At 37.4% G+C, this 10247-nt stretch carries 16 protein-coding genes; all 16 read right to left on the bottom strand.

Annotated features, from left to right (window positions below; translation table 11 throughout):
• Nucleotides 1-88 precede the first annotated feature (88 nt).
• Nucleotides 89-325, bottom strand: coding sequence for a hypothetical protein (locus IPJ86_06260; GenBank protein MBK7886910.1), 237 nt, complete (start codon nucleotides 323-325; stop codon nucleotides 89-91).
• Nucleotides 326-812: 487 nt separating this feature from the next.
• A complete protein-coding gene (locus tag IPJ86_06255; GenBank protein MBK7886909.1) occupies nucleotides 813-1118 on the bottom strand; it encodes a hypothetical protein in 306 nt (101 codons plus the stop codon).
• Nucleotides 1119-1380: 262 nt separating this feature from the next.
• On the bottom strand, nucleotides 1381-1599 hold the full coding sequence (locus tag IPJ86_06250) for a LytTR family transcriptional regulator DNA-binding domain-containing protein (GenBank protein MBK7886908.1): 219 nt from the start codon (nucleotides 1597-1599) through the stop codon (nucleotides 1381-1383).
• A gap of 11 nt (nucleotides 1600-1610) precedes the next feature.
• Nucleotides 1611-1814, bottom strand: coding sequence for a hypothetical protein (locus tag IPJ86_06245; GenBank protein ID MBK7886907.1), 204 nt, complete (start codon nucleotides 1812-1814; stop codon nucleotides 1611-1613).
• A 47-nt stretch (nucleotides 1815-1861) separates the two neighbouring features.
• Nucleotides 1862-2020 carry a hypothetical protein gene (locus IPJ86_06240; protein ID MBK7886906.1) on the bottom strand — a complete coding sequence of 53 codons (159 nt, stop codon included), beginning with the start codon at nucleotides 2018-2020 and terminating at the stop codon, nucleotides 1862-1864.
• Nucleotides 2021-2366: 346 nt separating this feature from the next.
• A complete protein-coding gene (locus tag IPJ86_06235; protein MBK7886905.1) occupies nucleotides 2367-2639 on the bottom strand; it encodes a histidine kinase in 273 nt (90 codons plus the stop codon).
• Between the two features lie 13 nt (nucleotides 2640-2652).
• Nucleotides 2653-2946 carry a hypothetical protein gene (locus IPJ86_06230; protein ID MBK7886904.1) on the bottom strand — a complete coding sequence of 98 codons (294 nt, stop codon included), beginning with the start codon at nucleotides 2944-2946 and terminating at the stop codon, nucleotides 2653-2655.
• A 546-nt stretch (nucleotides 2947-3492) separates the two neighbouring features.
• Nucleotides 3493-3651, bottom strand: a complete 159-nt coding sequence (locus IPJ86_06225; protein MBK7886903.1) for a hypothetical protein — start codon at nucleotides 3649-3651, stop codon at nucleotides 3493-3495.
• 99 nt (nucleotides 3652-3750) lie between these two features.
• A complete protein-coding gene (locus IPJ86_06220; protein ID MBK7886902.1) occupies nucleotides 3751-4101 on the bottom strand; it encodes a hypothetical protein in 351 nt (116 codons plus the stop codon).
• Between the two features lie 420 nt (nucleotides 4102-4521).
• On the bottom strand, nucleotides 4522-5262 hold the full coding sequence (locus IPJ86_06215; protein ID MBK7886901.1) for a histidine kinase: 741 nt from the start codon (nucleotides 5260-5262) through the stop codon (nucleotides 4522-4524).
• 263 nt (nucleotides 5263-5525) lie between these two features.
• On the bottom strand, nucleotides 5526-5801 hold the full coding sequence (locus IPJ86_06210; protein ID MBK7886900.1) for a hypothetical protein: 276 nt from the start codon (nucleotides 5799-5801) through the stop codon (nucleotides 5526-5528).
• A gap of 79 nt (nucleotides 5802-5880) precedes the next feature.
• On the bottom strand, nucleotides 5881-6282 hold the full coding sequence (locus IPJ86_06205; protein MBK7886899.1) for a hypothetical protein: 402 nt from the start codon (nucleotides 6280-6282) through the stop codon (nucleotides 5881-5883).
• Complete coding sequence (locus IPJ86_06200; protein ID MBK7886898.1) at nucleotides 6263-6586, bottom strand: hypothetical protein; 324 nt, start codon at nucleotides 6584-6586, stop codon at nucleotides 6263-6265. Before IPJ86_06200 ends, IPJ86_06205 begins: the two co-directional genes overlap by 20 nt.
• A 14-nt stretch (nucleotides 6587-6600) precedes the next feature.
• Nucleotides 6601-7473, bottom strand: a complete 873-nt coding sequence (locus IPJ86_06195) for a hypothetical protein (protein ID MBK7886897.1) — start codon at nucleotides 7471-7473, stop codon at nucleotides 6601-6603.
• Between the two features lie 16 nt (nucleotides 7474-7489).
• The gene (locus IPJ86_06190; GenBank protein MBK7886896.1) at nucleotides 7490-8698 is read right to left on the bottom strand and encodes a caspase family protein; all 1209 of its coding nucleotides are present in this window, start codon (nucleotides 8696-8698) and stop codon (nucleotides 7490-7492) included.
• Nucleotides 8699-8792: 94 nt separating this feature from the next.
• Entirely contained in the window at nucleotides 8793-10004 is a 1212-nt protein-coding gene (locus IPJ86_06185) for a hypothetical protein (protein ID MBK7886895.1), read from the bottom strand.
• Between the last annotated feature and the right edge of the window lie 243 nt (nucleotides 10005-10247).

Below are 10247 nucleotides of genomic sequence, written 5' to 3'. Positions count from 1 at the left end.
ACCGTTTGACCAATTGAAAGTGCAGCGATAAAAACTGAAAATATTGTGAGGATAGAGCGTTTTCATATTGTTGAAACATATTATAGGTTTACATTTTTTGGTAGTTCAACGAGAATAGAGAAATCGTACTTCTTTGGTGAGCCTGAGCACTATAGATATTCGGAACAGTTCCTTCATACGCAAACGGTACTCTCCTTCCTTTAAATTTGCAGTGGGTGCCTTCAAACTCACCGTTACCGAGATCTGTTATATCAAAAACAACGACCTTCTTATCATCTACACTGCTGCTACCGTGAAAACGTTCCTCTGCCTCTACCAAACACACGAGAGTTTGATCTTTTATCTATATACAGCATCATAAATTCATTGGGACTATATTTTTGACATCGAAATATGTTGAAACCATGTCATTCGCATTCTCTTCAGTTACCTTAAAGACAAATCTGAATATTGGTTTGAACTCATGAATTTTCCAGATGATTCAATTCCCAGGATAGATGTCTTTAGATTTACTTTTGCAATCCCAAGTCTGTATTATACTTGCAAACGTAGCCCCTGACTTACTTTGACTACTTACTGTAGGATATAATTTTTATAATCCATTGTAGTTTAAGGTCCAGCAATAAATCCCGGGCATTAGTGACTTCTTTGCAGCAAATTTGATTTCCCGTTTCCGGATTTGGTCAATAACATTTCATTTAATACTTCCTTGGGCAAGCGAACGCCATCAAATAGATGATAGAGTCAACGCTCAAATCAAAGATGTTTCGAACTTTGAATTATATTTATAATAATTTCTTTGATACTTGCTTTTAATGCAATTGAACCTTTCTGGTGTTATTTAATGTAGTTTGTGAAATCCCTTGTAAACTAAATCCCATTATTACAAAAAAGAGTGCGGCAGATGATTGAACTGTCGTAAAACAGTTTTTGAAGATTTGTTCCTCGCCGCCACTGCCCATACCATACCTTACCGGCCATGTGAAGAACAGGCCTATGCCAAAAGTGAAGAGAGCAGCTAAGACGGATAAGAGGAACATGATCAATGCGCCTGTTATGGTGGAGTAGAGCATTCCCAGTGGACCGGAAGAAAAGCTGAGCAATAAGGCGGTTGTCATGCTTTTTTTGAGACTGGATGGTTACAATAGTGCTTTGACTAGCGTTTCCTGAGGGGTTGTTGGTGTTCATGTCGTTTGGTTTTTTATTTGTTTCTGAACCAAACGTAGAAAGACTGACCCTTTGAATAGGATCAATGCGCCAGCGGCCTTCGCAATGAGTTAACGGCAAGTAATGAGTTGATGAAATATCAGCGCCTATTCGAAGGTGACCCCATGGGTGCGCAGAAAGTGCAAAAAATCGGCTTTACGGCGCTTGGAGACATCAACGCGGTGTCCTTCGGCAAGAATAAGCGATACCGGCCTCCCCTTCATTCCTGAATTCACGTATAAAGCGGAAATTCACAAGATAACTATCGTGTGCTCTGAAAAATAAAACCGGAAAGCAGGGCTTCGAGCCTTGGAGCGTTTTTGAAATCACTTTCTTATTTTTCCCTGTCAGATATATTTCCGTATAATTATTGGAAGCTTTGCAATAAATAATATCCTCCGCACTTACGGCCTCTTCCCCCTAATTTCGGCAGGAAGATGATGGAAGAGGACGGATTTTGTGGTGAAGGAATCTCCGTTTTCTCCCGGTTTATCCTTCAGCAGACCTGCCTTTTCCCGTATTTTTCTCAACATCCCGAATTCGTCGAGATCGATTGGCTTAAGAAGATAGCCCACTATGTCAAAACGGTTGATGGCTTTTGATGGCATATTGTTCGTGAGCCGTAGTCAACACAATGAGAAAGGATGTTTATCTATTACGGCCCCAACATATCCAGACCACTACGGATGGGCATTTCAATATCAGCGAAGACGAGGTCGGTTTTAGATTCAATATCATCTTCTCCCCCTCTTCTGCTGAGAAGCCACTCCAATACGTCATAGCCTACACTAAAATCCAGTAAATATTTTTTCAATGATTCTCACCACCACGTTCGTCATCTACGATAACGGTGCGAAATACTTTGTGTCAGGCTGCATAATTTTGTATGGTTAGATCAAATTCCACTTTTGTCCCTGCGGGCAATCCGGTAGTATCGTATAAGTCAATGATAGTAAAAGTATCTGTATTGGAGACCTTATTATACATACTTAGTCGTTCTTTTGTAATCGCCAATCCATGCGAGGTATGCTGATGCTCGCTTTTCGCTTTTAAGTCCGCCGACTTCTGCCGACCAATACCATTGTCTATAATTGAAAATGGAGCAAATCGCCTCTTTTCTTCACTTCAATTTCAATAATCCCTTTTCTTACTTGATGGCATTAATCCATGCCAGATACTACCTCTCCACAAATGGCTGGAGGATGAGAGGCGAACGGAAACTCATTCATATCAATGCCCGGTTCAATGCTGATCTTGTAATCAAATTTTGTGTTGAAACGCATTTGCTCTAACTGAATATATAGTTCCAAAGTAGAAAGTTCCGTTTCCAAGAGAAACAATAGCTGACGGAGCTCTCCAATATTCGCCTTACTCAAGCGGGAAAACTTCGTAAGACTGGAGGAAGCCGTCATTGTATCTTTTGTAAAATACAATTATGAATAGAGTTCAGGGCATTAAAAAAATAAAATGCGGATTCATCTGTGCTCTTAATAACTTCATTTCCTGCTCTGCCCTCTGTGTAGCGAGCTTCTCTTCGTAACTCAATTGTTCCTGACGGATTAACTTTTCCTGTGTTTCTTGAATTGTGATTATTGCTTGATTTAGTTTACGGTTGGTTTTATAGCCGCGGTAGAGGGAGAAAGATAATGCAATAGATAGGACTCCAACAACAATAAGGGCACCCAAATATATTTGTCTGGTTTTTCGTTCGTGTTGGATCAAAGTATTCTGAATGTCCATGGCGGTGGATTGCAGATCTGAATTTCTATTTTTCGGGTGGAATCAATCGCTATAGGATCAAAATCTGAAAGTAACGATCTATTATATCACCGGCACTTATTGAATAAAATGCCGCTTTATCATATTCTTTTGAAATAACTAATTTTTGCCCAGCTGGGAAAGAACATATGCTTCAAAATATTGCACATGCCTTTTATAAGAAAATTGAGTCTCGCCATTAATTTGTTGAAATGAAAAGATTTATAATTAAAAAAATCTCCAATAAAACTTGAAGATCTAAAATCTGATTTTGAACGCAATGAGGGGTAAGTATAATAGAGATTCCTTAAAAAAGCGTATCCATTTCAGTTAATAATTTATAATCTAAGACTTTTTTTGGATGTGTACTTTTTATATAAAATCTCCAATCGTTGCTAATGCGGTTGAAATACCACCACTATCATTGCCATTTTTTGCAAATTTGTAATTGCATTTGCAATATCTCCAATGCTTCTCTATTCTGATTTCTTGACTTAAATATAAAAATACTTGCGACCTAGTACAATACTAAATTCGGACTTCCATGCTTTTCCCCTGGACTGTATAATACTTATCAAAATACAATAATGCACTTGTTGTGTCACCGGTCTTTAGTTTCATCTCTGCAATATTGCCATAAACATAACCTATTTGTACTGTGTCACCAATTTTGCTAAATGCATCCATTGCTTTATAAAAAATAATTCATGGCGTTGTTGGTATCTAATTTCATAGAGTACTCAGCTGCAATGTAATTAGCAACCTCGCCAACTTTACGATAGTCTTTTAAAATATATAATTTTCATAGGCTATCTTAAAATGATATAACGAAGCCTCTGCCTTTACACCAAATAATAATTGACCAATTCTTTCATTTGTTTTTGCAATTCCTTCATTATCTCCTATCTGTTCATAATAATTCAAAGCGGTTCTATAATATCGCAATGATGTCTTTCTATCATTAACCTGATACAACGCTCCGGTAAGCAATGTAGCTTTGCCTTGCAATTTCATATCATCTATTCTCATAGCGAAAGTTATTGCAGAATCATAATGCAACTTTGCAATGGCATTAGCCTTTTTATCGAATTCTTGGGCATGCGTTCGACCAATTTGTATATGTACTTGGGCAAGCAAGCGATTTACATCAATTTCTTTTTCGATGTGGAGAACTATTTACTATGGAATCTAAAATTTGCTTAGCTTCACGAACATAGGTTAATGCTTTATCTTCAATATAAAGTTTAGATATAGAATCCGTCAAACTTACTATTTGAGTTGCTCTAAGCAATGGATCCCTATCAGCATTTAACTTACTGTATATAGAATCATAGTTTAGATTTTGCGCGGACGCACAATTGGATAACAACACTAAAAGAAATACATTTAGATTAACTAGTACAAAATGTTTCAAATATTTTGACTTGTCAATTACAAAACAATCTGATAAAAGGAATTGCATACGGTTAGAATTTCGTTAAATTAAATTAAACTACTATTGATCAAATTTAATACTTCTTTCATCGCGCTAATTTATATGATGTAGTACTTTACAGACTAAACCACTAACTCAAACTCTACCTTCGTTCCTGCCAGCTCCATGTAGCTCATTATACAAATCAATAATAATAAAGAATTCGAATTGCCCTGGTTCTCATTATACATATTCAACCGTTCTCTCTGGTAATAGCAATTCCATGAGGTATGTTGATTTTCGCTCTTCGCTTTCAATTGAGCAGCTTTCTCTCTGCCGATGCCATTATCTGATATGGTAAAGTGCAGGTGCTCTCCCTTTCTACTAACTTCTACCATGATGCTGCCTTTCTTTTCAGAGGGCATTAATCCATGCCAGATACTATTCTCCACAAATGGCTGGAGGATGAGGGGCGGCACCATCGTGCTTGCAGGATCGATAGCCGGATCTACTGTAATGGTGTACTCAAACTTAGTATTAAAACGTAATTGTTCAATCTGAATGTATAATTCAAGGGTCGCCAATTCTGATTCCAGCGAAATTGTACTTTGCAGGGAATTATCAAGTATCTTTCTTACCAGCCTGGAAAATTTGGTTAAGCTGTTAGCTGCTGTCAAGGTATCTCTTTGCAAAATGCAATTATGAATAGAATTGAGGGCATTAAAAATAAAATGCGGGTTCATTTGTGCCCGGAGTACTTTCATTTCCTGTTCCGCCTGTTGCATTGCAATTTTCGTTTTTGCCGCTTCCTCTTTCCTTATGATGGCAACTCTTCGTTTATAAATAGTAAATACCAATACCGCCATAAAAATAAAAGTAGGCATAGAACGTAGAACTAAGATACCGGGTAGACTAACATTGATCGTCCGTTTATCTCCCTGCCTCCTTCCAGTTAAGGCCATCTGCAGAAACGCGAAACTGTATCGTGTGACTACCCAATGAGAGGCCGCTCAACAATAAATGCCTTGAGTCATCCAAATCAATCCACGAAATTTCATCAGAAGTCCGGTACTGAATTTTTGCAGTACTTCTAAAATTTGAAGAATAACTTGAAAATAAAAGTCAATGGCTTCATCATATTTAATATCTAAAATCTGTTGTAAAGAGTCTGCTCTGATACCTGCATAAAAACGGAGTCAATTCGAAACTGAGGGTAATAGGGTTGTGTTGCTAATACTTCATCGGAAACTATGCAGATTCCATTGAATGTCAGGAAGGCTATTTTAGCATTACTCGGTGATGAATAATTTGCAGGATACACTCCGCTCTTAAATGATCCACCAAACATATGATTTAATCCCAGCCAATTTTTCGTTCGCATATTGTAGAGATACAGTCCATCCTCCTTACCGGCAAGCATCATCTCCTTTTTAATAAAGAGATAGTTGACACCGCTGAATCGGGAGTTTGTGTGAGGAATTTAACTTCATCACTATTCAAAACTAATCGATATATCTTCCCATCAGTAGCGGAAATATATACTGTATTGTCCTCTCCGGTAGTAATGGTTTTTGCCTGAATTCCTTTCCTAAATCATCCTTAAAGCGTCGGCTTACTCCGGATATCGTATTCAATATGAATAATCCCGAATCTTCCGAATTTATAAGTAGTTTATTTTCCGGTAAACTTTTCATACGGTTTACCTTATGCCCCTTAAATGATTTTAAGAACGTGGTTTCCTTACTATAATAATTTACACAAACAACACCTCCCAATGAGCCGGCCCAGACCAATGAATCGTTATTCACATCTCTTTCCAGACTGAGATAAAAGTCACTCTTTCCATTGAAAGACAATTGCCCATTCTTCTTTTGTTTAATAAGGTTATAAAAAAAGTAAGCCATCTCCATATGTTGCCAATAAATAATTACCATCGTTCATTCTGACGGCACCATAAATATTTAATTTGGAGTCGAGATATGTCCGTTCCCCTTCTCCGGACATTACTTCAAATCCACCTGTTCCCGTGGCAATAAAATTGTTGTTACTATCCGACAAAAGTGAATTATAGGAAGATAATTCAGGAATGATTTTCTGAAACCTGATCTTGTCAGGATAGTATAGTGAAGCAATTCCACTATTTTTCAAAATAATTAAATAATTGCTGAACGGTCCTTTAATGGTATTATATACCTTTTCACCGCTCAATCCACTTGACTTATTTAATTCAAAACCCGACCACCCTTTAAAATCACAGCACCGCTACCCCAGGTCGATATCAGCACTTCATCATCCACTTTGCTGATCCCTGAAACAAAGGATTTTGATTGTGCGAGCATGCCTCCCGGGATTCCCGGAAAAAGTTTATCCGTTTTAACATTATAATGATAAATACCATTTCCCCAGGTGCCCAGAAGTAAAATACTATCATTAAAATTACAACCATAGCTGAGTTGGATTAACCCCGGAAGTTTTGCCTTCATTTGTAACGCCTGCCGATTTGCCGTATTCCATTTCAACAATCCTTTTCTTGTTGTTAGAAATAAATCATCGTTGGAAGCTTTAAAGATGGAATAAACCTCTGTAGGAATTTTATTGACATTTGACAGGATGCTATACAACCACTGTCCCGTTTCTGCCTGTCTAAGCACGATACAACCTTTGTCCATTGTGCCAATCCAATAGGTACCATCAGGTGCTTCAAAAATACAGGTGGTTCTAAAGGAGAAGGGGAATAAAACCGTAAACACCAGATTATTTCGTATAAATCTCAGTTTGAAATCAGGATGCTCATTTGCAAACCATAATCTCTGCTTACTGTCCTCGTATAAAATACTACTCTCCACATTCCAGTAATTGGCTGAAAAAAGTTCCTTTATGTTCTTACGACCTTTCACATGATTGTAAATCCCTTTATCGGTATACAACCATAGTACATTTTTTGAATCATACAAAACATTTTTAACATTCAAAGAACCGGTGATTCGTCTAAATTCCTCATTATCGAAACCATACTCGATAGGTTGAGCTATTGAGCTACTTCCTGCTAACAACAACAGCAAAGTGCAGATGAAGAGTTTGACATTGAATACCATTATTCAGACGTTGGTATTATCTCTTCTTTTCAAGGAAAAAGGAAGGATTCTTACGTTGGTCGAGACCTCTTAACTGTCCAAACTGGACATCCTGAAATTTCTGCAGTTTCTCCTGAACAATATTTGCAACATCCAGCAAGTTAACACAATTCGAATTTTTCTTCCCGGGGTTAGAAAGATATTCAGAAAACATCTCTGCAAAAACTGAATTATCACTCGTATTATCGGCAAGAGCGGATGTTAAGACATAATAACTTTTTCCCGGTTCAGGCTCATATAGCTCACACGTTCCAAATGATTCACTGCCTCTTTTCTTATCGATAAAAGCTAATCCCGTATTACAGGCATCCGAAATGACAAGCAGATTATTTAAACCATTAATATTATTGAGATCTTGTTGTAAACCCCTCAGCGATAAATAGCCTTCTCCATCCATGTTTTGCTTTGCATCAACCGGTATCCAATAAGAGTCCTCTCCGTCTCCCGAAGGTTCACCATGACCCGCATACCATAAAATCAATGTTTTTACCTGCGCATCCTCAACTTTTCTTTTCAGTTCCTTCGACAGAAAAGAGCTCATTTCTTTATGCTTCAGATTATGCTTACGAATAATTCTCTGAATCTGATACCCCTGCAACGAATTGCTTAGTGCGTTCACATCCTTATTGACACCTTCCAGATCAGTATAATTATCATAAATGGAATTAGAAATAATTACAACCCACGTTCTTCCTGACGTTTGTTGAGTACTCAACTTCGCATCCTTCTGTTCAATTTTAAATTGCAGTGTTTGGCTTTCTTCCCCTTCAATTTCATAGACAACATTTACCAATGTATCTAAAGGAGTAACTGAAATATTCGCTTCGAACTCATACGATCTGCCGAAAACCTTTGAAACAACGGCGGTAACGCCATTCACAGTAACATTTACGATTGTATACTGAGACTGTATTTTACCCTTAAAGAGTACCTCTCTTTCCCGATCGCTATCAATGTAAACTTCCTTTACTTCTTCGCTAATGAAACCGGGTGGATTTATTAATGACAATATACCACTGTTTTCAGGACCTAACCTCTGGATAATAATGTATGCAGTGTCAATGTTATCATAAATATCACTATATACACAATGGATTTCAGAAATCGTATCCGGAATAGATAGCATTTCATCAAAGTGATACTCCTTTTTTTTTGCTCTCTTCATCTTCATTTCGTTACCGTTCATTTTGAAATATTTTATTTCACTTTCATCTTTAAGGAGACCTTTTATCCTTATTTGCTTGATTTGATTTGGCACCGCCTTTTTATAACGATTGTATTCACTGGTAGGTGTGGAAGCCCTCCAGACTAAGTTCCGGCGAATTCCTTTCCCGATTACTTTCGAACTCCTTTTCTTTAATACGTATATAATCGTCCTCATAAACATCCTCGCCATGGTATTCTCTTATTTGATCCATTAATTGACGTGCCTTAAAATAATTCTTGTTTTTCTCATAACTCCTGGCGGCAAGAATCAAACTCAAGGTATCACTTGGATAAAGCTCAATGGCTTTTAGTAAAGGTAAAATAGCGATGGAAAAGTCAACACTATCATGCATGAGGATCTTATATTGTTCACGTAGAAAAAACAGACTATGAGGATTACGTTTCAAGAAACGATCAACAACAGGTGCAGCATTTTCGTAATCTCCTTGCAATATACAATTCATATATGTTAAACTATCATACAGTAGCACCCACTTACTATTACAGTTCGTTTGCTTCATATACGACAAGTACATTTTAGAAGAATTAAAAAGCTTAACATGGGTGTATCGCGAAGCGATGAAAAAATAGATATCACAATACTCCTTTACCTTCATTTTCTGCGGCAATGAATCAATTGCGCCAAGGTAAGGTTCAAATCGTTTCAAGTAGTAAACATAAGCTACCCGAGCCTCATCTCCACTTGTCAGTTTGTTCTTTTCCTCTGTATATTCTTCCCATTTATACCGCAATACATCTGCTTTTAGCTTCAACACTTCTGTATAAACCCAAGCGGGACGAATTTCTGATCTTATGCAAGAGTCCAACACCACAAGTAGCTTCAATCTATTAGCCCCTTTATAACGCGCCTTTAGGCCTTTCAAATAAACACTTCCCGGCTTTTTCTTATGAGTCTTATAAGCCTTGGTATAAAAGAATAAGGAAAGGTCAAATTTCTCCAACGTATCTGCATAATCACCCAATATCTCCAAATCGTCCGGTACAAGATTGGAGGCTTTTGAAAGCATCTTAAGATCATTCAGGCAGGCAGCACTGTCTCTCAAACCAAAATAGGCAATTGCTCTATAAAAGGTCGCACTTTGGCAAGTCGAATCCTTGGATAATACATCACCGGTGGCTCTTATTGCATCATGAAATTTGCGCTCATCAAGCATCGACTGAATTTCCCTGGCTTTTTTATTACTTATACATTTTTGCCCGAAAACAGCACCCGTTTTTAATAGCAAAATAATTACTAAAAACAACAATGTATTTCTTGTGATCATAACCCCAAATAAGAATTAAATTAAGTTAGAAACTGACCGATTCAATAAACTTCAAAGACTATTTCTTCCCAATGGACAAATTCCCGATGAAAAGAGACCCTTATTGCATTTTGTGCTTCAAATATAGTAAAATAATGCAATGAGCAAACAAGGGTCTAACAAATATCAGGTTTCGTTCGCCGCCCTTATAAACTTCTCTAAATAAGTAACTATTGTATGCGTGTGGAGCTCTTTGATATTCGA

Source organism: Bacteroidota bacterium, assembly GCA_016713925.1.
GTDB lineage: Bacteria > Bacteroidota > Bacteroidia > AKYH767-A > OLB10 > JAJTFW01.
This window is presented reverse-complemented; position numbering and strand designations above follow the sequence as displayed.

Bases quoted from the DNA above. Each gene is read 5' to 3' on its own strand.
- IPJ86_06230 (MBK7886904.1), bottom strand. From the start codon at position 2,946: ATGGACATTCAGAATACTTTGATCCAACACGAACGAAAAACCAGACAA.
- IPJ86_06225 (MBK7886903.1), bottom strand. From the start codon at position 3,651: ATGGATGCATTTAGCAAAATTGGTGACACAGTACAAATAGGTTATGTT.
- IPJ86_06215 (MBK7886901.1), bottom strand. From the start codon at position 5,262: ATGCCTACTTTTATTTTTATGGCGGTATTGGTATTTACTATTTATAAA.
- IPJ86_06190 (MBK7886896.1), bottom strand. From the start codon at position 8,698: ATGAACGGTAACGAAATGAAGATGAAGAGAGCAAAAAAAAAGGAGTAT.
- IPJ86_06185 (MBK7886895.1), bottom strand. From the start codon at position 10,004: ATGATCACAAGAAATACATTGTTGTTTTTAGTAATTATTTTGCTATTA.
- IPJ86_06210 (MBK7886900.1), bottom strand. From the start codon at position 5,801: ATGATGCTTGCCGGTAAGGAGGATGGACTGTATCTCTACAATATGCGA.
- IPJ86_06205 (MBK7886899.1), bottom strand. From the start codon at position 6,282: ATGGCTTACTTTTTTTATAACCTTATTAAACAAAAGAAGAATGGGCAA.
- IPJ86_06255 (MBK7886909.1), bottom strand. From the start codon at position 1,118: ATGACAACCGCCTTATTGCTCAGCTTTTCTTCCGGTCCACTGGGAATG.
- IPJ86_06195 (MBK7886897.1), bottom strand. From the start codon at position 7,473: ATGGTATTCAATGTCAAACTCTTCATCTGCACTTTGCTGTTGTTGTTA.
- IPJ86_06245 (MBK7886907.1), bottom strand. From the start codon at position 1,814: ATGCCATCAAAAGCCATCAACCGTTTTGACATAGTGGGCTATCTTCTT.